The sequence below is a fragment of the Streptomyces sp. SS8 genome (assembly GCF_054072955.1).
The window spans coordinates 216,229-239,279 of the sequence record NZ_JBSVCZ010000006.1; the positions used below are offsets into that span (position 1 = coordinate 216,229).

Annotated in this window: 23 protein-coding genes; 10 read left to right on the plus strand and 13 right to left on the minus strand. The window is 75.0% G+C overall.

What is annotated here, in order from left to right:
* Positions 1-39 precede the first annotated feature (39 nt).
* The 6 genes from ACW69E_RS08715 to ACW69E_RS08740 all read right to left on the minus strand — a co-directional run bounded on the left by ACW69E_RS08715 (position 40) and on the right by ACW69E_RS08740 (position 7,444).
* The gene (locus tag ACW69E_RS08715; RefSeq protein WP_457497588.1) at positions 40-804 is read right to left on the minus strand and encodes a spherulation-specific family 4 protein; all 765 of its coding nucleotides are present in this window, start codon (positions 802-804) and stop codon (positions 40-42) included.
* On the minus strand, positions 792-1,712 hold the full coding sequence (locus ACW69E_RS08720) for an NAD-dependent epimerase/dehydratase family protein (protein ID WP_457497589.1): 921 nt from the start codon (positions 1,710-1,712) through the stop codon (positions 792-794). Before ACW69E_RS08720 ends, ACW69E_RS08715 begins: the two co-directional genes overlap by 13 nt.
* A gap of 145 nt (positions 1,713-1,857) precedes the next feature.
* Positions 1,858-3,123, minus strand: a complete 1,266-nt coding sequence (locus tag ACW69E_RS08725) for a hypothetical protein (protein ID WP_457497590.1) — start codon at positions 3,121-3,123, stop codon at positions 1,858-1,860.
* A complete protein-coding gene (locus tag ACW69E_RS08730) occupies positions 3,120-4,919 on the minus strand; it encodes a DUF3492 domain-containing protein (RefSeq protein ID WP_457497591.1) in 1,800 nt (599 codons plus the stop codon). Before ACW69E_RS08730 ends, ACW69E_RS08725 begins: the two co-directional genes overlap by 4 nt.
* A 185-nt stretch (positions 4,920-5,104) precedes the next feature.
* Positions 5,105-6,421 (minus strand): DUF3152 domain-containing protein, encoded by a 1,317-nt coding sequence (locus ACW69E_RS08735; RefSeq protein WP_457497637.1) that lies wholly within the window; start codon positions 6,419-6,421, stop codon positions 5,105-5,107.
* 57 nt (positions 6,422-6,478) lie between these two features.
* On the minus strand, positions 6,479-7,444 hold the full coding sequence (locus ACW69E_RS08740; RefSeq protein WP_457497592.1) for an alpha/beta fold hydrolase: 966 nt from the start codon (positions 7,442-7,444) through the stop codon (positions 6,479-6,481).
* Positions 7,445-7,566: 122 nt separating this feature from the next.
* Between ACW69E_RS08740 and ACW69E_RS08745 the strand changes: the two genes are divergently transcribed.
* The 4 genes from ACW69E_RS08745 to ACW69E_RS08760 all read left to right on the plus strand — a co-directional run bounded on the left by ACW69E_RS08745 (position 7,567) and on the right by ACW69E_RS08760 (position 9,496).
* The gene (locus ACW69E_RS08745; protein ID WP_457497593.1) at positions 7,567-7,803 is read left to right on the plus strand and encodes a hypothetical protein; all 237 of its coding nucleotides are present in this window, start codon (positions 7,567-7,569) and stop codon (positions 7,801-7,803) included.
* 207 nt (positions 7,804-8,010) lie between these two features.
* Positions 8,011-8,637, plus strand: a complete 627-nt coding sequence (locus tag ACW69E_RS08750; RefSeq protein WP_206348671.1) for a TetR/AcrR family transcriptional regulator — start codon at positions 8,011-8,013, stop codon at positions 8,635-8,637.
* Positions 8,638-8,808: 171 nt separating this feature from the next.
* Positions 8,809-9,036 carry a DUF3107 domain-containing protein gene (locus ACW69E_RS08755; protein ID WP_093661275.1) on the plus strand — a complete coding sequence of 76 codons (228 nt, stop codon included), beginning with the start codon at positions 8,809-8,811 and terminating at the stop codon, positions 9,034-9,036.
* Between the two features lie 175 nt (positions 9,037-9,211).
* On the plus strand, positions 9,212-9,496 hold the full coding sequence (locus ACW69E_RS08760) for a hypothetical protein (protein WP_457497594.1): 285 nt from the start codon (positions 9,212-9,214) through the stop codon (positions 9,494-9,496).
* A gap of 48 nt (positions 9,497-9,544) precedes the next feature.
* Here the strand turns inward: ACW69E_RS08760 and ACW69E_RS08765 are convergent, their stop codons facing one another.
* Positions 9,545-10,318, minus strand: a complete 774-nt coding sequence (locus ACW69E_RS08765; protein WP_457497595.1) for a ferritin-like fold-containing protein — start codon at positions 10,316-10,318, stop codon at positions 9,545-9,547.
* Between the two features lie 581 nt (positions 10,319-10,899).
* On the opposite strand from ACW69E_RS08765, the gene ACW69E_RS08770 reads away from it, so the two are divergent.
* Positions 10,900-12,510, plus strand: a complete 1,611-nt coding sequence (locus ACW69E_RS08770) for a DEAD/DEAH box helicase (RefSeq protein ID WP_457497596.1) — start codon at positions 10,900-10,902, stop codon at positions 12,508-12,510.
* A 142-nt stretch (positions 12,511-12,652) separates the two neighbouring features.
* Positions 12,653-13,573 (plus strand): alpha/beta fold hydrolase, encoded by a 921-nt coding sequence (locus ACW69E_RS08775; protein ID WP_457497597.1) that lies wholly within the window; start codon positions 12,653-12,655, stop codon positions 13,571-13,573.
* Between the two features lies 1 nt (position 13,574).
* Here ACW69E_RS08775 and ACW69E_RS08780 read toward each other — a convergent pair whose 3' ends face one another.
* From ACW69E_RS08780 to ACW69E_RS08795, 4 genes are all read right to left on the minus strand, one after another.
* The gene (locus ACW69E_RS08780; RefSeq protein ID WP_237879999.1) at positions 13,575-14,183 is read right to left on the minus strand and encodes a MarC family protein; all 609 of its coding nucleotides are present in this window, start codon (positions 14,181-14,183) and stop codon (positions 13,575-13,577) included.
* 53 nt (positions 14,184-14,236) lie between these two features.
* Positions 14,237-15,082: a PHP domain-containing protein gene (locus ACW69E_RS08785; RefSeq protein ID WP_457497598.1), complete on the minus strand. Its 846-nt coding sequence runs from the start codon at positions 15,080-15,082 to the stop codon at positions 14,237-14,239.
* A 98-nt stretch (positions 15,083-15,180) separates the two neighbouring features.
* Positions 15,181-15,831, minus strand: a complete 651-nt coding sequence (locus ACW69E_RS08790; protein WP_457497599.1) for a DUF6758 family protein — start codon at positions 15,829-15,831, stop codon at positions 15,181-15,183.
* An 80-nt stretch (positions 15,832-15,911) separates the two neighbouring features.
* The gene (locus tag ACW69E_RS08795; protein ID WP_457497600.1) at positions 15,912-16,523 is read right to left on the minus strand and encodes a suppressor of fused domain protein; all 612 of its coding nucleotides are present in this window, start codon (positions 16,521-16,523) and stop codon (positions 15,912-15,914) included.
* 484 nt (positions 16,524-17,007) lie between these two features.
* Between ACW69E_RS08795 and ACW69E_RS08800 the strand changes: the two genes are divergently transcribed.
* A complete protein-coding gene (locus tag ACW69E_RS08800) occupies positions 17,008-18,168 on the plus strand; it encodes a magnesium and cobalt transport protein CorA (RefSeq protein WP_457497601.1) in 1,161 nt (386 codons plus the stop codon).
* A gap of 75 nt (positions 18,169-18,243) precedes the next feature.
* Here the strand turns inward: ACW69E_RS08800 and ACW69E_RS08805 are convergent, their stop codons facing one another.
* Positions 18,244-19,191: a DMT family transporter gene (locus ACW69E_RS08805; protein ID WP_457497602.1), complete on the minus strand. Its 948-nt coding sequence runs from the start codon at positions 19,189-19,191 to the stop codon at positions 18,244-18,246.
* A 214-nt stretch (positions 19,192-19,405) separates the two neighbouring features.
* Between ACW69E_RS08805 and ACW69E_RS08810 the strand changes: the two genes are divergently transcribed.
* The gene (locus ACW69E_RS08810) at positions 19,406-19,987 is read left to right on the plus strand and encodes a hypothetical protein (RefSeq protein WP_457497603.1); all 582 of its coding nucleotides are present in this window, start codon (positions 19,406-19,408) and stop codon (positions 19,985-19,987) included.
* A gap of 79 nt (positions 19,988-20,066) precedes the next feature.
* Here ACW69E_RS08810 and ACW69E_RS08815 read toward each other — a convergent pair whose 3' ends face one another.
* On the minus strand, positions 20,067-20,792 hold the full coding sequence (locus ACW69E_RS08815) for a hypothetical protein (RefSeq protein ID WP_457497604.1): 726 nt from the start codon (positions 20,790-20,792) through the stop codon (positions 20,067-20,069).
* A 306-nt stretch (positions 20,793-21,098) separates the two neighbouring features.
* Here ACW69E_RS08815 and ACW69E_RS08820 point away from each other — a divergent pair, with 306 nt between their 5' ends.
* Both ACW69E_RS08820 and ACW69E_RS08825 read left to right on the plus strand, forming a co-directional pair.
* Positions 21,099-22,409: a magnesium transporter MgtE N-terminal domain-containing protein gene (locus ACW69E_RS08820; RefSeq protein ID WP_457497605.1), complete on the plus strand. Its 1,311-nt coding sequence runs from the start codon at positions 21,099-21,101 to the stop codon at positions 22,407-22,409.
* Positions 22,402-22,974: a DUF1003 domain-containing protein gene (locus ACW69E_RS08825; protein WP_457497606.1), complete on the plus strand. Its 573-nt coding sequence runs from the start codon at positions 22,402-22,404 to the stop codon at positions 22,972-22,974. The genes ACW69E_RS08820 and ACW69E_RS08825 overlap by 8 nt, the downstream gene beginning before the upstream one ends.
* Positions 22,975-23,051: the final 77 nt, after the last annotated feature.

A 23,051-nucleotide genomic window follows, 5' to 3' on the forward strand; every position in this document is an offset into this window, starting at 1 on the left:
TGGACGGTTGTTCCTTCCGTAACACTGCCACGCCCGATCTCATTCCGAGACACCCGGTCCGAGACGCGAGACGATTTCGTCCCAGTAACCGGGCATGGCCTCCCAGGGGTCCACGGCCTCGCCCCGGCGCCCGCGGCGGGTGCGGTCGGTGAACCAGACGGTGCCCGCCCCCTGCCAGCGCGCGATGCGCACGGCCTCCTCCAGATGGGTGCGCGGCACCCCGTGCACCAGATGGCAGAAGCGTTCCGGCGAGTGGTCCGCCGTCCACTCGGCCACCTGCGACCAGCGGTAGTCCGCCCACGACCCGGAGAACGTCACGAGCTGGTCGCCCGCCTCCGCGTAGCCGGGGAAGGGGTGGGTGCCGTGTCCGAGGACGATGTGGGCGCCCCCGCCCAGGGCACGCAGCGCGGTCGTCACCCGGCTCACCTCCGGCAGGGCGGCGCGGTCGCCCGGGCAGCGGCCGAGGTAGAAGCCGTCCACTCCGTACCAGTCCAGGAAGCGGTGCGCGTCGCGGACCAGCGGGCCGAAGTCGCGGGTGCCGTGCCGCAGGTCCAGACGGCCCAGCACCCGCACCCCGGCCTCCCGCAGCCCGGCGGCCGCGGCCGCGCAGTACGGGTCGGAGCGCTCCCCCGGCCCACGCGCCACGTCGAGCACCGCCCAGTGCACCGGTGCGCCGGGCCGGGTCAGCTCGGCCCACTCCACGGGCGCCACCATCGGGTGCGCGTAGCCGGGCACCCCGACGCCGAGGCGGCCGGCCACTCCGGCGGCCGGTCTGTGCCGGCCGGAACTGGTCAGATACGGCATGCCGCCTCCATCCAGATGTCCGCGAGCGACTCCTCCAGGCCGATCCGGGGCCGCCACCCGAGCCGGTCGCGCGCACTGCGCACGTCCGCCTGCTGCCAGGGGCCGCAGCCGTCGGGGTACGGGGGCACCTGCGGGCCGCCACCGGGCGGGTGCTGCTCGTCCAGCTCGTGCACCGCGCCGGTGTGGCCGGCCACCCGGCCCAGCACGGAGACCACCTCGCGCAGCCGCACCGCGCGGCCGGAGCCGATGTTGACCACGCCCTGGGCGGCCGAAAGGGCGGCGGCGTGCACCGCCCTGGCCACGTCCCGCACGTCCACGAAGTCGCGCTGGACGGCCAGCCCGGCCAGCCTGAGTTCACCCTCGCCCTGCTGCATCACCCGGCGCATCGCCTCCGCCAGCCGCCCCAGCGGCGAACCGGTGGGGGTGCCGGGGCCCACCGGGGAGAAGACGCGCAGCACGATGGCGTCCAGCCCGGAGCCCAGCACCAGCTCGCTGGCGGCGAGCTTGCTGACGCCGTACGGGCTGCCGGGCCGCGGCACCGCGTCCTCCCCGGTGGAGGAGCCGGCCGGGGAGGGCCCGTACTCGGCGGCGCAGCCCAGATGGACAAGCCGCGCCCCGCAGCCGCTGCGGCGCAGCGACTCGCAGACGGTGGCGGTGGCCACGGTGTTGTGCCGGATCAGGTCGCGTGCGCCGCCGCGGGTGGCGCCGGCGCAGTTGACGACGACTCCGGGGTGGACGGCGTCCAGGAAGCGGGTGAGCGCTCCGGGACTGCCGGTGGACAGGTCGAAGCGGACGTCCGCGTCGTCTCCCCGGCCCAGCGCGGTGAGCTGGACGGCGGGGTCGGCGAGCAGGCGGTCGGCCACATGGCGGCCGAGGTATCCGTTCGCGCCGATCAACAGCACTCTCATCGGGCGTCCTCCCGTGCTGCCACGGTGACGCCGGTGGTGCGCGGAACGGTCATCAGATGTGCTCCTTGTTCGGTGGTGCGCGGCGCGCGAGGGTGTGTGCGCCGGCGGAAAGGGTCGAGGGGTGCGGGAGGGGCCGGGGGCCGGGTCACGGCTCCTCCCGGTGGTGGGCGGACGCCCCGGTGAGGCGGGAGGCGGCGAACGCCGACAGGGTCAGGGCCGCGCAGGCACAGACCGCGGCGGGTACGGCCGCCGGCCCCCAGGCTGTGGCCAGCGCCTCCACGGGGCGGCCCGGGAGCGCCGGGCCCAGGTGCCCGGAGGCCACAGCGGCGGCGAGCGCGGCGGCCTCCAGCGCGCAGGCCGCGACGACGCCCCCCGCGGCGGCGGCCGGGAAGCCGTGGGCGGACAGCAGCAGGGCGGTGAACAGCAGGGTGCCCAGCGCGGCCGCCTCGGCGATCCGCGCACCTTCCGGCCCGGTCACGGCGGCGCTCACGGCGCCGGCCGCACCACCGGACGGGCCGCCGGTGAGACCGCCGTCCAGGGCCGCGTGCGCGACGGCCAGTACCGTGAGCTGGGCGACCGCGAACAGCGCGACGGCGGCGGCGAGCAGCGGACGCGTCCGGGCCGCGAACTCCTCCAGGCCGCGGCTGGTGCCCAGCCGCCGCCTCGCCCGCGCGGCGAACCAGCGCGCGCACCACACGGCGGGCGCGACGGCCAGCGCCAGGCCCAGCGGCACGCACCACTCGCCCGGGTAGGGGTCCGCCGCGGGCGGGCGGCCGTCCAGCGCCCAGGTCAGGGGAAGACCGCCGGCCAGCGCGTGTCCGGCCAGCAGGCAGCCGCCCAGCACGGCGGTCCGGTTCAGACCCGTACCGCGCAGGCACAGCCGCACGGACAGCAGGACGAGCAGGACTCCGGCCGCGCCGGCGGCGGCACGGGCGGGCGCCGGGAGGCCGGTGGTGAGGGCGTGTGCGGCCGGTGCCGCCGCGCACAGCCCGCCGGGCAGCAGGGGGAGCAGCGCGGTTCCCGCCGGGCATGCCCGTCCGGTTGCCCGGCCGCGCCGGGAGGACCGGGCGGCGGGCGCCTCGTCCCCGGGCCGCCCGGTACCGGGTCCGTACGTCTGCAGGGCCGTGTCCGCTCCGCCCGCGCCGCGGGGTCCGCCGCTTTCACGTGCTCCGCCGGCCTCGCGGGACTCGCCGGACCCGTCCGAGCGGGGGGTGCGGGCGTACAGCTCCTCGGAGAGCGAGAACACGTCCCGGTGCCGGTAGCGCGCCGCGGTTCGGTCGGTGATCCCGTGCGCCTCCAGGGCCGCGGCGATCTCCAGCGGGTCCACGGCCCGCGCGCACAGCTCCTGGTGGCGGTGCAGCAGCGAGCGCACGGGGTCGGCGGGCCGGTGCGGGTACGGCGGGGCGCTCACCGGCTCCCCCTGCTCTGCCCGGCGGGCACGCCCGCCGCGGCCGTACGGGCCCAGCTCGGGGCGCGGGCCGGGCGTCCGGCGGAGCGGGCGGCCGCCGCAGGGGCGGCGGGGGTGGCGGAGGCGGTCCAGCGGCCGGGGAGACTGGCCTCGGGCGGCCGGGCGAACGGCAGCGCGGCGACGGCCGGACCGGCGGGCAGCGGGCGCTGTGAGAGCAGCTCCAGATAGAGGCCGCGGAACGCCGCGACGTTCTGCTCGGCGGTGAACAGCTCCTGCGCCCGGGCCCGTGCCGCCGCGCCCAGCCGGGCGCGGCGGGCCGGGTCGCGCAGCAGGGCCGTACAGGCGTCCGCCAGGGCGCGGGGGTTGCGCGGCGGCACCACGAGCCCCGTGCCGCCGATGACCTCGCACACCGCGCCGACGTCCGTGGAGACCGTGGCGCGGCCGGCGAGCATCGCCTCGACCAGGGAGACCGGGAAGCCCTCCACCACGCTGGAGAGCACCACGACGTCGGCGGCGGCGTAGGCGTCGGCGAGGCGGGGAAGCGCGGAATCGCCGATCCTCGCGAAGCAGACCGGGTTCTCCCCGACGCTGAGGGGGCCTGCGGCCTCGTCGGGGAAGAGCTGTGCGGCCAGCGCCCGGCAGTGCGCCGGGTACCGGGCCGACTCCGGATCCTCCTCCGGAACCGGGCCGCCGGGCCGTTCGGCGATCAGCAGCCGGGCGCCGGGCACCGCCCTGCGGACCTCGGCGAAGGCGTGCAGCAGGCCGACCAGATCCCTGGCGGGGCCGGTCCGCCCGACCCACACCAGCACCGGGTCCGGCCGGGAGCGCCCCGCGTCCTCCTCGATCCCGGCCAGTTCCGACGCGTCCCTACCCGGGTAGACCGTGCGCAGCCTCCCGCGCTCCGCGCCGCACCTCTCCTGCCAGCGCCGGGCGTGGAGGTTTCCGGAGGTGACGATCTCGGCGCGGCGGTACGCCTCGCGCGCCAGGTTCCCGTGGAGGGAGGCGAGCAGGGCGCGCACCGGCGCGCTCACGGCGTCCGGCGCGACGGCGTGCGCGGCGCTGGCGAGGTAGTGCTCGCGCAGCCGCACTCCGTACTCGGTCACCAGCAGGGGGGTGCCGAAGAGGCGCCGGGCCAGCAGACCGGGGAGCGCGGCGGGGCCGGCGCCCACCGCGTGGCAGACGTCCGCGGCCGCGAGCCCGCCGGTCTCCCCGGCCCCGTACCAGTCCAGCGACAGGGGCCGCAGCGCCCTCTCCAACTGCTCGGCGACCGTGAGCAGGTCGGCCGGTGTCGCGGCGCGCGCGGCCCGCAGCGCGCCGGGGGCGCGGCACGCGCCCTCCAGCAGCCGGACCGCCCGCTCGGAGCGGAGGGCCGCGGCGAGTCCGCCGTGCTCCCGGGCCAGGTCGGCCAGCCCGTGGAGGCCGGCGGCGAAACGGTCCGCCTCGGCGGCGGCCCCACCGCCCCCGCCCTCGGTGCCTTCCGCTCCCGCGCCGTACGCACCGGCGCAGACCGCGCGGGCCAGATCCGCGAAGTGCTCACCGAAGCGGCGCCCGAGGCGCCGCCCGTATCCGCTCCGGCGCCCGCCGCCCCCGGGAGCGGGGCCCCACAGCGGGGCGGTGCGCACCCTCCGGACGTTCTCCGGCAGCGCGGGCCAGGCGCCCTCCCTGTGCCACTCGTCGCGGCCGAGCGCGTGGATCTCGAAGTCGTGGCCGTCCAGGCCGCGCACCAGCCGGTCGCACCACGCGTACGAGTCACCGCCCGGATGGGGATAACCACCCTCCGTGAGCAGTGCGATGCGCACCTGTCCACCCCCGTTCCTCCTCTGGGCCACCGGCCGTCGCCGTGGCGTCGCGGGAAGACGTTATGCGCGAGGTGGGGCGGTACGGCGGACGGTTGTCCGCCACACCACCGGAAGGGGTGAACTACCGTGACTTTCACAGCGATTGAACGTTCGGTCGGCTACCGCGGGCCGGAGCCGGAGGGCCGTCAGGCGTCGGGGAACGGCCAGGCGTTGGGCCGGCAGGTCGCCCCGCCCACCGTCAGGTACTTCGTCTGCTGCATCATCACCGGCGCCAGGGCGCCTTCCTTCGGGCAGTCCACATGGCCCTTGCCGAGCCGGTGGCCCACCTCGTGGTTGATGAGCATCTCCCGGTACTCCCGGATCCGGTCCGGCCCGAAGGTCTCCGCGCCGCGCGCCCACCGGTAGGCGTTGATCATGACGCGCTCGGTCGAGGCCGAGTCGCACGAGACGTTGTCGACCGTGGTGTCCAGGCCCGATCTGGCGCACCACTTGGCGGTGGTGGAGGGAGAGGCGAGCGTGATCACGAAGAGCGGGGCGCCGCCCCCGGACTTGCCCGGCCCCCCGGACTCCCCCGGACCGCCGGAGACCCGCTCGAAGGTACGGGTGCCCCCGTGGCCCCAGCTCCGCTCGTCGTTGAGGGTCCGGTGGACGGCCTCGGCGAACAGCTCACCGTCCAGCGGCAGCCCGTCCTCGACATCGACCCGGTAGCGGACGACCTCCCCCTTGCCGGGCGCCTCGTCCCGTCCCGCGACGGCGGTGAGCCGCCCGGAGCCCTCGAAGTCCGGGGCCAGGTCGTACAGACGCCCCATCCGCTCGCCGTAGGAGGCACGCGTCCCGGACGGGGCCCTCCCCTCGTCCGCTCCGCCCGAGGGGGTGGGGCGGGTGTCGAACCGGGAGGTGTCCGGGGCGCCCTCGCGCTGGGCCTCGCCGCCGGCCCGCAACTGCCGGTCCATACCGCTCCGGCCGTCGGCGACCTGTCCGGCCACCACGACGGCCAGCACGGTGGTCACGGCAGCCGCCGCGACCCCGGTGAAGGCCCGGCCGCGCCCGCCGCGGCCACCGTGCGCGCCGCGTCCGTCCCGGCCGTCGCCGTCCTCGCCGTCCGTCTCCTCCGCACGGGGGGCACCGCCCGGCCGGCCGGCCTCCGCCGCGGGCTCCGGCCCGGACTCGTCCGCGCCCGGTACGCCCGGCGAGCCGAAGACACCGTCGTCGAACGCCTCGACGTACTCGCGCCGCGGCATCCGCCCCGTCCCGTACACCGTCTCCCGCGGCGGTCCGGCGGGCCCGTGCCCGGCGCCCGGGGCGGGTGGCCGCCGCGGCGGCAGGCCCCAGCCGCCGCCCGGTTCGCGCTGCTCGGGGTGGCCGCCGCGGACCGGTGGCACCCCGCGCCGGTCCGCGGTACGCCCTTCGGACGGGGGGTGCTGCGGGGCCTGCGCCGAACGGGGACGCGGAGCCTCCTCCGGGACCGCCGGCCGGGCCGCGGGCCGCTGCCCGGTGACCATGGCCGTCGGCTTGCCGCTGCCCGGCCGGCCCCGGCGACTGTGACGTCCCACGACTCGTCAACCCCTGCCCGTATCGGTTTCTCCCAGCAGATCCCTGAAGGCGTCCCCCACCGCCTCCGGATATTCCATCATCGCGACGTGCCCGGCGTCGGGAAGCGCCAGCAGCCGCGATTCGCGGAACGCGGCGGCGGCCCTGCGCGCCATGCGGAACGAGACCAGCAGGTCCCGCCCGCCGTAGACCAGCAGCGTCGGCGCCAGCACCCGCTCGGCCTGGCGCCACAGCGCGTGCTGGCCACCGAGGGTGTAGGCGTTCACCAGGCCGCGCGCGGACCGGGAGAGCGAGTCCCAGAAGTACGGCAGCGCCAGGCGGCGCTCGTACTCCGCCACGGCCGCCTCGAACTCCTCCCGCGACACCGCCGCCGGATCGCCGTAGCACAGCGCCAGGAGCTCCCGGGTACGCCGTTCGGCCGTCCAGTGGCGGGTCATCCGCCCGAAGAGCCTGGTGGCCCCGGGCATCGCCAGCAGGGCGGTGGGCACCGCGGTGCGCTGCGGACGCAGTTCGGGCAGGGCGGGCGAGACGAGGGTGAGGGTGCGCACCAGATCGGGCCGGACCGCCGCGACCCGGGTGGCGACCGCGCCGCCCAGGGAGTTGCCGAACAGGTGCACCGGCCCGCGCCCGGAGACGTCGAGGTAGCGGATGACGGCGCGCGCGTGCCCGGAGACCGAGTAGTCGCCGTCGTCGGGCGGCGGCGAGTGGCCGAAGCCCGGCAGGTCGACCGCCTCGCCGTCGACCTCGCCGGCCAGTTCCCGCATCAGCGAGGACCAGTTCAGGGAGGACCCGCCCAGACCGTGAACGTACAGCGCGGCGGGCAGCCCCGGGCGCCGGCCCGGCCGCCCGCGCACCGACAGGGTCAGGCCGGGCAGTGTCACGGATCCGTGCGTCTCGCCCTCCCCGGCGCGCGACCGGCCCGAGGGAGGGACCTCCAACGGGGCCGCCGCCCGCGGCTGCTCGGTCGATGACATGGGGCAATGTTACGAGACGATCACTGCCGCTCTCGCGTGTTCGGGGTCACACCTTCCTGGCCTCCGGAATTCTCCTCTCCTAGGCTCGTGTGGGACCCCTTCAGCCTGGAAAGAGGATCGTCATGTCTGTTGACCCCACCGATCCCGACACCTTCGACCGGTTCGACGACGAGGACGGCAGGCCCGCGGCCGAGCGGTTCGGAGTCGAGGCTCCCGAGGCGGACGCGGCCGAACAGCACGCGGAGGTCCTGCCCCGCGAGGACACGCGCCTGCCGGCCGCCGGCTCACCGGAGGTGAACCCCGCGGACGCCGCCGAGCAGGCGCGTGTCGTCGAACTCGACGAGGACGATTACCGCTAAACCACGACATCGCGCGTTCGGGACGCGGATTTCTGTGCCCGCCGGACGCACAGAAGGTTTACCCAAAAGTACGATGGCGGGCGCAGCGCACCCCCGCGCGCGGAAGTACCGACGACCTCTCTCCGGATTCCCGGGCCCCCGGACCCCCTCGGGGCTCGGTCCGGGCCCTGCCCGGGAGGCGTTCCAGGGAGACCCCAGGAGGCGAGCGTGACAGCCATCGAGCAGACCGAGGCACGCCCGCGTGGCACACGGCTGCCACGCCGGGCCCGACGCAACCAGTTGCTCGGTGCGGCGCAGGAGGTGTTCGTCGCCCAGGGCTACCACGCCGCGGCCATGGACGACATCGCCGAGCGCGCGGGTGTCAGCAAGCCGGTGCTGTACCAGCACTTCCCCGGCAAGCTCGACCTGTACCTGGCCCTGCTCGACCAGCACTGCGAGGCGCTGGTCCAGTCGGTGCGCGCGGCGCTGGCCTCGACCTCGGACAACAAGCACCGGGTCGCGGCGACGATGGACGCCTACTTCGCGTACGTGGAGGACGAGGGCGGGGCCTTCCGCCTCGTCTTCGAGTCCGACCTGACCAACGAGCCCGAGGTTCGCAACCGGGTGGACAAGGTCAGCCTGGACTGCGCCGAGGCGGTCAGCGAGGTGATCTCCGAGGACACCGACCTGCCGCCGGACCAGGCGATGCTGCTGGCCGTCGGGCTGTGCGGCATGGCGCAGATCACCGCCCGGTACTGGCTGAGCGCCGGGCAGAAGGTCCCGCGCGACACCGCCACCAAACTCATCTCCTCGCTCTCCTGGCGGGGCATCGCGGGCTTCCCGATGCACGGCTGAGCCCCGCCGCCCACGCGTGCGGCCGCCCGGTGTTCGCTGTCGGCGTGCGGTCGCGAGCGGCCCACCGCCCCCGCGAGGGCTAATGTTGCTGGCATGACGGCGCGGCACGCCCGCGCACCCCGCCCCGGCTCAGCCAGGGAGAATCACCAACCGTTCGGAAGGGACATAGCCGTGGAGGTCAAGATCGGCGTGCAGCACGCGCCCCGCGAGATCGTTCTGGAGAGCGGGCAGACGGCCGAGGAGATCGAGCGCACCGTCGCCGAGGCGCTGACCGGCAAGTCGCAGCTGCTCAGCCTGGTGGACGAGCACGGTCGCCGGGTGGTCGTCCCGGCCGACCGGCTGGCCTACGTGGACATCGGCGAGCCCAGCGGCCGCAAGGTGGGCTTCGGGGCCCTGTGAGGAGACCGGCCGCGAGGCCGGCGCGAGCGGCGCGGTGAGCGGCGCAGCGAGCAGCGCGTGGAGGGCCGGGCGGGATTCCGCCCGGCCCTCCACGCGCTTTCCGTTTCGTCCCCGGCGCGTCCTGGGTAGGACCGGGTAGCCCGATGCGCAACCCACCGGCCCGCAGGAGGACCCAATGCTCTGGGAAGTGCTCGGCTCGGCGCTCGTCGGTCTCGCCGTCGCCCTCGTCGCCGGCCGCCGTTTCGCGGACCTGTTCCGCGACAGGTCGCTGGTTCTGGTCACCGGGCCCGCGGCCGCCTTCTGCGGCGGCGTGATCACACGCGTGGTGCTGGGCCCCGGATACGCGCTTCCCACCCTCGTGGTCGCCGCCCTGGTCGCGGTGGCCCTGCTGTCCCTGCTGGTCCGCCCCCGCCACCACGGCGGTCCGACGGCCGGCCGGCCCCACGTGGGCGCGGTCTGAGGCGGCACGGCCGGTGTGCGCCCCGCCGCACCCGGCGGGGCGCACACGTCAGGCCGCCAGCCCCAGCGCGGCCATGCGCTTGGTGTGCGCCTCGGTGATCCGCGAGAACATCCGGCCGACCTCGGCCAGGTCGAATCCCGCGGTGACCCCGCCGACCAGCATCATCGACAGCGCGTCGCGCTCGGCGACCACCCGCTGGGCCTGCGACAGCGCCTCGCCCATCAGACGGCGGGCCCACAGGGCGAGCCTGCCGCCGACACGGGGGTCGGCCTCGATGGCCCCGCGCACCTTCTCCACCGCGAAACCGGAGTGCCCGGTGTCGTCCAGCACGCCCAGCACCAGGGCCCGGGTGTCGGAGTCGAGGTGGGCGGCGACCTCCCGGTAGAAGTCGGAGGCGATCGAGTCGCCGACGTACGCCTTGATCAGGCCCTCCAGCCAGTCCGACGGCGCGGTCTGGCGATGGAACTCGTCCAGCGCGGCGGCGAACGGCTCCATCGCCGCCGCGGGGTCCTCGCCGATCTCCGCGAGCCGGCCGCGCAGCCGCTCGAAGTGCTGGAACTCCGCCGACGCCATGGAGGCCAGCTCCGCCTTGTCCACGAGGGTCGGGGCCAGCTTGGCGTCCTCCGCGAGCCGTTCGAACGCGGCCAGCTCCCCGTAGGCCAGTGCGCCCAGCAGGTCCACGACCGCCGCCCGGTACCGGGGGTCGGCCGAGGCCGATGTCCAGTCCTGGACGGTGGTCCCCTCGGTGTCCTCGGTTCCTGCGGCCCTCTCGGCGCTTCCGGTTCCCTCGGGGCCGGCGGGGGATGTGTCAGACGTCTCCATGCCGGGCACAATAGCCCGCCGCCAGGCCGTCCGACCTGCCCGGGAGGCATCCGGCGCGGTCCGGCGCCGCCTTGGCGGCGACCCGTTCCCGGAGATCGACCGGGCGCGGATGCGGGATCAGGGGGTACAGTGATATTGGGCCCGCTTCCTGACGGCGGGTTCTGCGCATACTGTGTTATCCGGGCCCCGGGGACGTTCTCCGGGCCCGTAACGGATGCCCGGTCGGTGGCCCGATCGGCTCCGACACGACCGCCCTCCACGTGGGCCGTATGCGGAGTGCCGGCTGTGGACGCACGCAGCCGGGCGTTCCGTACGGGCCGCGGTGAGGGGCCCGCTCGCGCGGTACGAGCGCTTGAGCGAGAGCCCGTGGTCCCGCGCCGCGAGGCCGCCCGACAGGCAGCCGGCGTCCGGCGCGGTACGACCCACCCCGCTCCCCCGGGGTGCGCCCTCGCTCCCCCGTTCCGCGTCTCACGGAAGAGGCAAGCATCCTGACCACCACATTCCGAGAGCTCGGGATCCTTCCCGAGACCGCCGAGGCCCTGGAAGCCGTCGGCATCACGTCCCCGTTCCCCATCCAGGAGATGACCCTCCCGGTCGCACTGTCCGGCTCGGACGTCATCGGCCAGGCCAAGACCGGCACCGGCAAGACCCTCGGCTTCGGTCTGCCGCTCCTGGAGTCCGTCGTCGTCCCCGCCGACGTCGACGCCGGCCGGGCCGCACCGGACCAGCTGACCGACGCCCCGCAGGCGCTCGTGGTCGTCCCCACCCGCGAGCTGTGCCAGCAGGTCACCAACGACCTCCTGACCGCGGGCAAGGTCCGCAACGTCCGGGTACTGGCGATCTACGGCGGCCGCGCCTACGAGCCCCAGGTCGAGGCGCTGAAGAAGGGCGTCGACGTGGTCGTCGGCACCCCCGGCCGCCTCCTCGACCTGGCCGGCCAGCGCAAGCTGAGCCTGGCGCACATCCGCACGCTGGTGCTGGACGAGGCCGACGAGATGCTCGACCTCGGCTTCCTGCCGGACGTCGAGAAGATCATCCAGCAGCTGCCCGTCAAGCGGCAGACGATGCTGTTCTCCGCGACCATGCCGGGGCAGGTCATCTCCCTGGCCCGGCGCTACATGTCGCAGCCCACCCACATCCGCGCCACCGCGCCGGACGACGAGGGCGCGACGGTGGCCAACACCGCGCAGCACGTCTTCCGGGCTCACTCGCTGGACAAGGTGGAGATGGTCTCCCGGATCCTGCAGGCCGACGGCCGCGGACTGGCGATGATCTTCTGCCGCACCAAGCGGACGGCCGCCGACGTGGCCGACCAGCTCTCGCGCCGCGGTTTCGCGGCGGGCGCGGTGCACGGCGACCTCGGCCAGGGGGCGCGCGAGCAGGCGCTGCGCGCCTTCCGCAACGGCAAGATCGACGTGCTCGTCTGCACCGACGTCGCCGCGCGCGGCATCGACGTCGAGGGCGTCACGCATGTGATCAACTACCAGACGCCGGAGGACGAGAAGACCTATCTGCACCGCATCGGCCGCACCGGCCGCGCGGGCAACACGGGTACGGCCGTCACCCTCGTCGACTGGGACGACATCCCGCGCTGGCAGCTGATCAACAAGGCGCTCGACCTGGACTTCAACGATCCGCCGGAGACGTACTCCACCTCCGCGCACCTGCACGAGGCGCTGGGCATCCCCGAGGGCACCAAGGGGATACTGCCGCGCGCCGAGCGCACCCGTGCCGGGCTCGCGGCCGAGGAGGTCGAGGACCTGGGCGAGACCGGGGGGCGCGGCAGGGGCCGCGGCCGCGGGGCCTCGGCCACCGCCACCGCCACCGAGGAGCCCGCGCCGCGCACCCGCACCCCGCGTCGGCGCCGCCGTACCCGCGGCGGCCAGAGCATGGAGCACCCCGGTGCCGACACCGCCGCCTCACCGGCCGGTGAGGCGGCGGACTCCGGTGCGCCGGGCGACGCCTCGGGCGAGGCCCGCAGGCCGCGCCGCCGTCGCACCCGTGCCGGTGCCGCTCCCCAGGCAGGCCGGGCCGCGCACGCCGATGCCCCGGCCGCGCAGGGCGGCGAGGGCTCTTCCGCGGACGGGCCGGGGGACTCCTCCGGCGAGGCCCGCAGGCCGCGCCGCCGCCGTCGCACCCGTGGCGGAGCCGGTGCCCGCCCGGCGGCCACGGAGGCCGCCCCGGAGAGCTGACGGATGCGCGGCGGCGTACACCGCCGCCGCGTGCCCGTGGTCACGACGATGCCCGCCCCCGCCGCACCCGCGGCGGGGGCGGGCGCCGTCGCGGGCGCGGGCACGCTCATGGGCGCGGGCGGAGGGCCGTTAGCCTCGCCTCATGAGCAAGCCGCCGACCCTGACCCTGCCGCCCGGCGCCCGGGCGTACCGCCTTCAGACCGCCCGCGGCGAGTTCGCCGTGCACGACGCGGGTGAGCCGCGCGCCGGTACGGCCCTGCTGCTGCCCGGGTTCACCGGCAGCAAGGAGGACTTCATCGCCCTGCTCGCCCCGCTGGCCCGCGCGGGCTTCCGCGTGGTGGCCGTGGACGGCCGCGGGCAGTACGAGACCGAGGGGCCGCGCGAGCTCGGCGCGTACGCCCAGGAGGAGCTGGCCCTGGACGTACTGGCCCAGGCGGAGGCACTCGGCGGGGGCGCCGGGGAAGCCGGGGGTGTCCATCTGCTGGGGCACTCCCTGGGTGGGCTGATCGCCCGCGCCGCCGTGCTGCGGGACGCGGCCCCCTTCCGCTCACTGACGATCATGAGCTCCGGCCCCGCCGCCATCACGCACCTCCAGCAGGAGCGCACCAGGATGCTGATCGAGGCGCTGGCGGTGCTGGACATGGAGTCGGTGTGGCGCGCGATGCGCGATCTGGACCCGCCGGAGGCCGCGGACGAGGCCACCGACACGGCCGTGGCCGAGTTCCTGCACCGCCGCTGGCTGGCCACCGTCCCCGAGCAGCTCGTCGCCACCGGCCGCCAGTTGCTGACCGAGCCGGACCGGGTCGGGGCGCTGGCGGCCGTGCCGCTGCCCAAGCACGTGCTGTCGGGCGAGGTGGACTACGCCTGGCCGGTGCCGCTGATGGACGAGATGGCGCGGCGGCTGGACGCCCGGCGCACGGTGGTGGCGGGCGCCGAGCACTCGCCGGGGGCCGAGCGCCCCGGCGAGACGGCCCGGGCGCTGGCCGCCTTCTGGCACGACTGCGGGAGCGGCGCGGAGACCGGGACCGGGGAAGGGGCCGGTACCGGTCCCGCCCGGGCCTGACTCAGCCGCCGCCCTGGATGAACCGCGTGACCCCGTTGGCGATCTGCTGGACCGCGATCGCCGACAGCAGCATGCCCGACAGCCGGGTCACCAGGACCACGCCGCCGTCCTTGATGACGCGGATGATCAGCAGCGAGTACCGCATCACCAGCCACAGCACGATGTGGAGCACGGCGATGGCCGTCCACACCGCGGCGTGGTCGGCCGGCCCGTCCGCCCGCTGCACGGCCAGGATGACGGAGACGATCGCGCCGGGCCCGGCCAGCAGGGGCATGCCCAGCGGCACCAGCGCTGCGTTGACGTCCTTGGTCTGGGTGGGCTCCTCCGCCCTGCCGGTGAGCAGGTCCAGGGCGACCAGCAGCAGCAGGAGACCTCCCGCGACCATCAGCGCGGGGATCGACACGTGCAGGTAGTCCAGGATCTGCTGCCCCAGCAGGCCGAAGACGGCGATCACCCCGAAGGCGACGGCGGTGGCCTGCAGCGCCATCCTGCGCTGGACCTTGACCGGGCGTCCGGAGGAGAGGGCGAGGAAGATCGGGATGATGCCGGGCGGGTCCATGATCACGAAAAGTGTGACAAAGACGGATCCGAAGAGGGCGACGTCGAACACGGTGCTGCCTTGCGTGAGGTGCGCGGTGCGCGCGGTGTGGATCTGAGGGAGGTTCAGGCGGAGACGGGCGCCGCGCCTGATCCGCGGGCGGCGATCTCGGCGTAGACGTCGGGGTCGGTGGTGTACTCCCCCAGCCGGCAGGTCTTGCGGCTGCCGTGGTAGTCGCTGGAGCCGGTGGCCAGCAGGCCGAGGTCGCGGGCCATGCCGCGCAGCCGCTCGCGGGCCGCGGCGTCGTGGTCCATGTGGTCCACCTCGATGCCGTCGAGCCCGGCGGCGGCCAGTTCCGCGACGGCGCTCTCCGGCACGCACCGCCCGCGCTTGACGGCCAGGGGGTGCGCGAAGACCGCGACCCCGCCGGCGCCCTTGATCAGCCGGACCGCCTCGAAGGGGTCCAGTTCGTGCTTGCCGACGTAGGCGCGGCCGTCGTCGGCGATCCACTCGGCGGTGAAGGCGTCGGAGACGGTCTCGACGACGCCCAGCTCCACCATCGCGCTCGCGATGTGGGGGCGGCCCACCGAGCCGCCCCCGGCGATCTCGGCCACCCGCTCCCAGGTGATCGGCACACCCAGCTCGCGGAGCCTGGCGACCATGCCCTTCGCCCTCGGCACCCGGTCGTCGCGGACGAGTTCGCGCTCGCGCGCCAGCTCGGGCTCGGCCGGGTCGAACAGATAGGCCAGCATGTGCAGGCTCACACCGTCCAGACGGCAGGAGAACTCCGCGCCGGGGACGAGGGTCAGGCCCGCGGGGAGGGCGGCGATCGCCTCGCCGTACCCGGCGACCGTGTCGTGGTCGGTCAGCGCCACCACGTCCAGCCCGGCGGAGGAGGCGTTGCGCACCAGCTCGGCGGGGGTGTCGGTGCCGTCCGAAGCGGTGGAGTGGGTGTGCAGGTCTATGCGCACGGTACGTAGCTCCCACGGCGGACGGCTGAGGCGGACACTCCAGGGTAGAACAGACGCGCGCCCGGTCCGTCCCGCGCCCGCCGGGACCCGGAGACCGGTCAGCCCCCGGGTCGTGTGAGGAGCTGGGGGGAGAGCGCCCCGCACGGCACCAGCTCCACCTCGGCGCCCGCCTCCCTCAGGTCCGTGAGCACCAGCTCGTCGTACATCAGAATCCCGGACTGCTCGGGCCAGACGATCGCCCACAGCCACAGGCCGCGCGCCTCCCCCGCGAACACCGCGCGGTCCTCGGGGGCTTCGTCCACCAGCCACAGCGGGGTGGGCCGTCCGCCCGCCAGCACCTTCGCGTGCGGGGGCCGGTCCACGTCGATCAGCGGGCCGGGGTCGGGGCCGGGCACCCCGGCGTAGCGCGCCCCGAGCCCGACGCCCAGCTCCTCGGCGACCAGCAGCAGTTCACCCGGGCCGCCGAGCGGGCCCGGGCCGGAGCAGGCCACGGCAGTGGCACGGCCGCCGCTGCGGTCGTCGCCCGCGTAGGCGATCCCGGTGAACAGCCAGCCGATCGGCAGCGGCCAGGGCATCCACACCGGGACCTGGGCTCTGTGGAGGACCACGCCGAGCGCCTCGACGCTCGGCGGGAGGACCGGCTGCAGCGGATGGACCGCGCCGTGCACGTCGCACTGCCAGGAGTCGGTGAAGAGGCCGGGCGCCCTGACACGGCCGCCGCACTTCGGGCAACTGGGTTCGCCCCTCATGGGCCCCACGGTCCTCCCCGGAGAGCCGCGCGTCAAGGACGATCACTCGTACGGACCGGGCGCGTCCCCGGCGGGCCGGCTCAGTCCGTCAGGGGCACGGACGCCCGCCTCGGATCGCGCAGGTCGGTGCCGCCGGCCAGCCAGCGCTCCTGGAGTCCGGCCGCTCCGTGCACCCGCTTCCAGGCCGCCTCGTTGGGCGTCATCGGCAGCAGGGGGAGGAAGCGCACCGGGTCCATCGGCGGATCGAGTTCCAGGTCCTCCACCAGGCCTCCGGGCTCGGCGACCAGCACGGAGGTGAAGGGGGCGCCGGGCCACAGCGGCTCGCCCACGTCCAGCGAGGCGCCGGGGGCCACGACCACGCCCTCGACCTGGGGGGAGGCGGCGAGTACGGCGAGCGGGCGCAGCACCTTGTCGGTGTCGGCCGCCCCGGCTCGCACCGTCAGCACCAGCTCGGCGCGGGGCCCCCGTTCGGGGTCGGCGAGCATGTCGGAGGGGTCGGCCATGGGGGCCGCGGACATCCCCAGGGTGGCGTAGCGCACCAGGCCGCTTCCGCCGCCGGGGCCCTCCCCGGCGTCCGGGAAGCGCAGCACCTCGATCCGGTCGGCGCCCAGGAAGGTCACCGCCGCCCGCGCGTCGGGCTCTCCCAGGGCGCTGCGCAGCCGGGCCTCGACCAGTTCCAGAACGTGTGCCATACGGCGAGCATAGATCGTGTATTGATCGGGCAAAGAGGGTAAGCGTCGGCCCCGGAACGGGATGGAGGGGCGCTCGCGAGTGCTACCGTTGACCGCTGGTCAAGGCGTGTACACAGATTTCCCCCAGCGGGGACCGGCCGGAGGAGGTGGGGCTGCGATGGATCCGAGTCGACCGTGCAGTACCAGCCGCTCTTCCGTACGGCAGCCACGTCCCCTTGCCTGAGGGCCTTCCTCCCCCCACCGCCGAGCGGTGAAACCCCGGAAGTCCCCTCCTTCTCCTCCTGCGGACCGGCTTCGCGGAAGAGCGCGTGAATCCCCTGCTCGACCGACGTTCTCAGCGAATGCCGCCTGTGCGTACGGTCCCGCGTGGTGCCCGCTTTGCAGACCTCCGGCCCGTGGACTTCCCGTCCCCGGCTCCGTAGGCCCCCATTCCGGGCAGCGCTGCGCCCGTTCACCGGCGGCTCGGCACGCGAAGGAGCCCAGCATGTCGATGATCCGTGACCTGCGCGCCGCGGTCCGCCCCGCCCTGCGCCGGGGCGGCCGCTCCCCCTACCCCTACGCCCACGGCGGCTCCGTCGCCGACACCACCGCGACCAGCGCGGTGGTGGACTGCGCCGTCTACCGGGACGGCCGCCGCGAGTCGCGGCACATGACCCCGGCCGAGGCCCTGCGTTCCCTGCGCCACCGCGAGCCGGGGGAGGCACAGGGCCGGCAGGACGGTCCGGGCGGCGGGGCGTTCGTGTGGATCGGCCTGCACGAGCCCACCGAGCGGGAGTTCTCCGGCATCGCCCGCGAGTTCGGCCTGCACCCGCTCGCCGTGGAGGACGCGGTGCACGCGCACCAGCGGCCGAAGCTGGAGCGGTACGACGACTCCCTGTTCACCGTCTTCAAGACGATCCACTATGTCGAGCACGCCGAACTCACCGACTCCAGCGAGGTGGTGGAGACCGGCGAGGTGATGTGCTTCACCGGCCGGGACTACATCATCACCGTCCGGCACGGCGGCCAGGGATCGCTGCGCACCCTGCGCCACCGGCTGGAGGACGACCCCGGGCTGCTGGCCAAGGGGCCCTCGGCCGTGCTGCACGCCATCGCCGACCAGGTGGTGGACGGCTACCTGGCGGTCGCCGACGCGGTGCAGGACGACATCGACGAGGTGGAGATCCAGGTCTTCTCCGAGAGCGCGGGCGGTGGCCGCCGGGGCCGCGACGCCGGACGGATCTACCAGCTCAAGCGCGAGGTGCTGGAGTTCAAGCGGGCGGTCTCACCGCTGCTGCGGCCGATGCAGCTGCTGAGCGAGCGGCCGATGCGGCTGGTCGACCCCGACATCCAGAAGTACTTCCGCGATGTGGCGGACCATCTGACCCGGGTCAACGAGCAGGTGCTCTCCTTCGACGACCTGCTCAACTCCATCCTCCAGGCGAACCTGGCCCAGGCGACGGTCGCGCAGAACGAGGACATGCGGAAGATCACCTCGTGGGCGGCGATCTTCGCCGTCCCGACGATGATCGCCGGGATCTACGGCATGAACTTCGAGTACATGCCGGAGCTCCAGTGGCGTTACGGCTATCCGGCCGTCATGACCGTGATCGTCGGGATCTGTTACGCCATCCACCGCGGCTTCAAGCGCAACGGCTGGCTGTAGGAGCCGTCGGCTCGCGGGTCGCGGGTCGCGGAAGACCGTGGGCGGGGGGCGGCGGGAGCGTGGGCGGACGGCGCGTCAGGCCCGCGCGCCGCGCGCGGGCCCGGCGTTGCCCCGGACCACCAGCGCCAGGCCGAGCAGGATCACCGCCAGCGCACCGTAGACGGCCGCCGGCGGGTTCTGGCCCAGCCAGAGCGCCGCGATCAGCGCCGCGCCCGGTGTCTCCAGCAGGATCGCGGTGGAGGTGACCGACGGCCCGAGCCCCCGGACCACCCGGTTGAGCAGCGAGTGGCCCAGCAGCTGCGCGGTGAGGGTGAGGACGGCGAGCTTGAGCCAGGTCTCGCCGCTGTAGCCGCCGAGGTCGGCGCCGAAGACCAGGCAGGCGGCCAGCAGCAGCACGGAGGTGGTGGTGTAGCAGACGTAGGTGTACGCGGTCGTGGAGACCGTGCGGCGCACCTCCGCCCCCAGCAGGACGTATCCGGCCGCCGCCATGCCGCCGCCCAGCGCCAGGGCGTCGCCCGCCAGCGCCCGGGGCGAGAGGGTCAGGTCGACCCCGGTGAGGAACACCACTCCGGCGAAGGCGACCGCCGTACCCGCCCAGACCAGGCCGGGGGAGCTGCGGCCGCGCAGCCGCAGCAGCAGGGTGGTCCAGATCGGGGTGGTGGTGACCAGCGCGGTCGAGGAGGCGACCGAGGTCATGTGGAGGCTGGGCAGCCACAGTGCGAAGTGCAGCGCGAGCAGCGCCCCGGCGGCGGCGGCCAGCAGCACGTTGCGGCGTCCCATGGCGCGCAGTCCGGCCCGGTGGCGGACGAGGGCCAGCGGGGTGAGGACGCCGACCGCCATGGCGTTGCGCCAGAAGGCGATGGCCAGGGCCGGGGCGGCGGTGGCCGCGATCAGGGGCGCGGACAGGGAGATGCCGGACACGGCGACCGCCAGCAGGAACAGGTCCAGGCCGGTGCCCTGACCTCCCGCCACGGCTCCGGCTTCCTGTCGGGGCGCGGCGGTACGGGTCCTGACGGCGCGCACGGGGCTCCTCTCCGGGGCTGCTGGGGTCCGGACCGGGGCTCTGGGGGCCCGGGTCCGGAGCGCGGAACGGGTCGGGGCGCGCTGTCGGCCGCGCCGCCGGCCACCAGCGTAAGGCGCGTGACCATGTCGCGGTACTGACCGTCCGGCTGTCGGGACCGTCCCGGGCCCACGGCACGCACGGTGCGGGCGCCGGGCGCGGCGGTAGGGTCGTCCCATGGCCGATCCGTCCGTTCCCACCGGCTCCCGAACGCCCCGGGCGTCCCTGTCCGTGTCCGACCGGGCGCTGATCGAGGAGTCGGCGAAGAAGTCCGCGCTGGTGTGGGTGCGCGGCCCCCGGGGGCCGCGGCGCCCGCTGTGGCACGTCTGGCACGACGGCGCCGTGCACCTGGTGGGTGACGGCCCCGCGGAGCAGCCGCTGGAGCCCCTGGGGCTCGACGACGGCGCCACCGCCACGGTCTCGGTGCGCAGCAAGGACAAGGGCGGGCTGCTGGCCGTCTGGCCCGCCCGGGTGGTGGAGCTGCCGCCGGGCGGCGAACAGTGGCGGGAGGCGGTGGCCGGGCTGGCGGGCAAGCGGCTCAACGCGCCGGACGCCACGACGATCGCCGAGCGCTGGGCCCGTGAGTGCCGTGTGCTGCGGCTGGAACCGGCCGGGCCGCTCCGGGAAGGCCCCGGCTCGATGGCGGGGGACCTGCGGGCCGCCGTCCCGCCGCCGTCGCCGGCGACCACGCGCCGCCCGGCCCCGGCCGCGCTGCCGAGGCTGCTGCGCCGGGGCCGGCCGGGGCGGAAGGACCGGTAGGCACCGGCGGGGAAGCACCGAGGGCTCCGCGGGAAGGAGCCGGGGAAAGGGGAGAGGAGCCGGGCGGGAGGCCCGGGCGTCACTCGGCCGCCGAGATCTTCCTGCCGTAGTCGACGATCTGGTCCTTCTCCGGAGCGCGCAGGGTGAACTCCTTGTCCCACTCCAGCATCTGGACCACGCCCGCGTCCCCGCCGCGCTCCAGCCGCAGGGGGTACGGCGTGCCGATCAGCGAGACGCTGAGTATCCCGCCGTCGCCCTCGGCCGCCCGCACCTCGACCGTCCGCACGCCGTCGACCTCGCCGTGCTCCCCTGTTCCGCGCTCGCCGTTCAGGTTGAGCAGCCCGTCCAGCAGCACGTCCTTGTCCGTGAATCCGCTGAGCTGCTTGTAGGCGGGGTCGCCGGGCGGCACCTTGACGTACTTGCCCTCCAGCTTGCGGGCCGCCGCGAGGTCGGCCTCGCCCGGCTTCTCGCCGTCCTTGCCCTGGTTCGCCCAGAAGTCGGTGTTCGCCTTGAGGTAGAGGTCCTCGCCGGCCCGCAGCAGCTCGAAGCGGGGGCCGCCCCTGGCCGAGACCTCGCCCAGGCCGCCGTCCTCGTTCAGCCGCATGTCCAGCCGGTAGGTGCGGCCCTTGCTGACCACGCTGCCCGACAGCCGTACGGACCGCGCAGCACGGGCGGCCTTGTCCGCCCTCTTCTCGATCTCGGCGGCCGGCAGCCTGCCGACCCCGTTGGTCCCTTCGTTCGGATCCTTCGAACCGCACCCCGTGAGCAGGGTCAGAAGGACCGCGCAGACCGCTCCCACCGACACGGCCGTACTCCGGGCGCGAACACCGTGGACCCACGCAGTCACGTCAGCTCTTCCTCCTGATGCCGGGGCAGGACGACGGCACCCTACCGGGGGCCCCGGGGCGGGTCGCGGGCGACCGTACGGCCGGTGCCGCCGCACGGGACCGGCGGCGGTGCGCGTAGCCTGAAAACCGTATTCGGTTCACGTCCCCCATGCGGGCATCCGGCCAGACGCGGGTACACGGGCACACACACGGCAGGCACAGCGCGCACGGCGGGCGGGGATTCCGCCGCGCGCCGGACACGAGTGGGAAGCGGAGGATGGGCCATGGTGCTGGGCGCCCAGCGGGTCTTCGTCTCGCACCTCTCCGGCGTGGCCGTCTTCGACCCCGTCGGGGACCAGGTCGGCCGGGTGCGGGACGTGGTGGCGATGCTGCGCGTCGGCGGACGCCCGCCCCGCGTGCCCGGGCTGGTCGTCGAGGTCGTCAGCCGGCGGCGCATCTTCCTTCCCATGACCCGGGTGACCGGCGTCGCGTCGGGACAGGTGATCACCACCGGCGTGGTCAACATGCGGCGCTTCGAGCAGCGGCCCACCGAGACGCTGGTCCTGGGCGAGCTGCTGGACCGCCAGGTGACTCTGGTCGAGACGGGCGAGAAGGTCACCGTGCTCGACGTCGGCCTCACCCAGGTCCCCGGGCGCCGCGACTGGCTGATCGACAAGGTCTTCGTGCGCCGCGGCGGCGGCGGGCTGCGGCGGCGGTCGGGCGAGACGCTGACCGTGGAGTGGTCGGCGGTGACCGGCCTGTCGCTGGAGGAGGAGGGCCAGGGCGCGGCCAACCTGCTGGCCACCTTCGAGCAGCTGCGCCCGGCCGACCTGGCCAACGTCCTGCACCATCTGTCGCCCAAGCGCCGGGCGGAGGTCGCCGCCGCGCTGGACGACGACCGGCTGGCGGACGTGCTGGAGGAGCTGCCCGACGACGACCAGGTGGAGATCCTCGGCAAGCTCAAGGAGGAGCGCGCCGCGGACGTGCTGGAGGCGATGGACCCCGACGACGCCGCCGACCTGCTGTCCGAGCTGCCGGAGGGCGACATGAACCGGCTGCTGGAGCTGATGGAGCCCCAGGACGCGGCCCCGGTGAGGCGGTTGCTGACGTACGAGGAGCACACCGCGGGCGGCATGATGACCACCGAGCCGATCGTGCTGCGGCCCGACGCCACGGTCGCCGACGCGCTGGCCCGGGTGCGCGTGCAGGACCTCTCGGCCCCGTTGGCCGCCCAGGTGTACGTGTGCCGGCCGCCGGAGGAGACCCCGACGGGCAAGTACCTGGGGCTGGTGCACTTCCAGCGGCTGCTGCGCGAACCCCCCGGCACCCTGGTCGGCTCGGTCGTGGACACCGATCTGCGGCCGCTGCCGCCGGACACCCCGCTGCCCACGCTGACCAGCTACCTGGCCGCGTACAACATCGTGTCGGTACCGGTGGTGGACGAGAGCGGATCGCTGCTGGGCGCCGTCACCGTCGACGACGTACTGGACCACCTGCTGCCCGACGACTGGCGGGAGGCCGCCGCCCGGGAGGCGTTCGGAGTGCACGAGCCGATGGAGAGTCTGCGGGACGGCCGGGGGACCGCCGATGGGTGACAGGGAACGGGACGAGCGCATGGCGCGCAGGGAACGCGAGCGGAGCCTTCCGCCGGCCACCGGGCGCGCGGCCCGTGCCAGGCTGGACCAGCCGATGGTGCCGCGCCGCAGCCCACTGCCGGAGTACGACCCGGAGGCGTTCGGGCGGCTGTCGGAGCGGATCGCCCGCTTCCTGGGGACCGGGCGGTTCATCGTCTGGATGACGTTCACCATCGTGGTGTGGGTCCTCTGGAACATCGTGGCCCCGCCCGACCTGCGCTTCGACGAGTACCCGTTCATCTTCCTGACCCTGGCCCTGTCCCTCCAGGCCTCGTACGCGGCCCCGCTGATCCTGCTGGCCCAGAACCGGCAGGACGACCGGGACCGGGTGAACCTGGAGCAGGACCGCAAGCGCGGCGAGCGCTCCATGGCCGACACCGAGTACCTCACCCGGGAGATCGCCGCGCTGCGGATGGGCATGGGCGAGGTCGCCACCCGGGACTGGATCCGCTCCGAGCTCCAGGACCTGCTCAAGGAGCTGGAGCAGCGCGGCGCCCTGGAGCCGCCGCCCGACCGCGAGCGGTGATCCGGTCCCGTACCCGGCGCGTCCCGGGCGCATGCCCCGCCCCGGCCAGGCGCCCCCGTGGCGGTGACCCGCGTCTC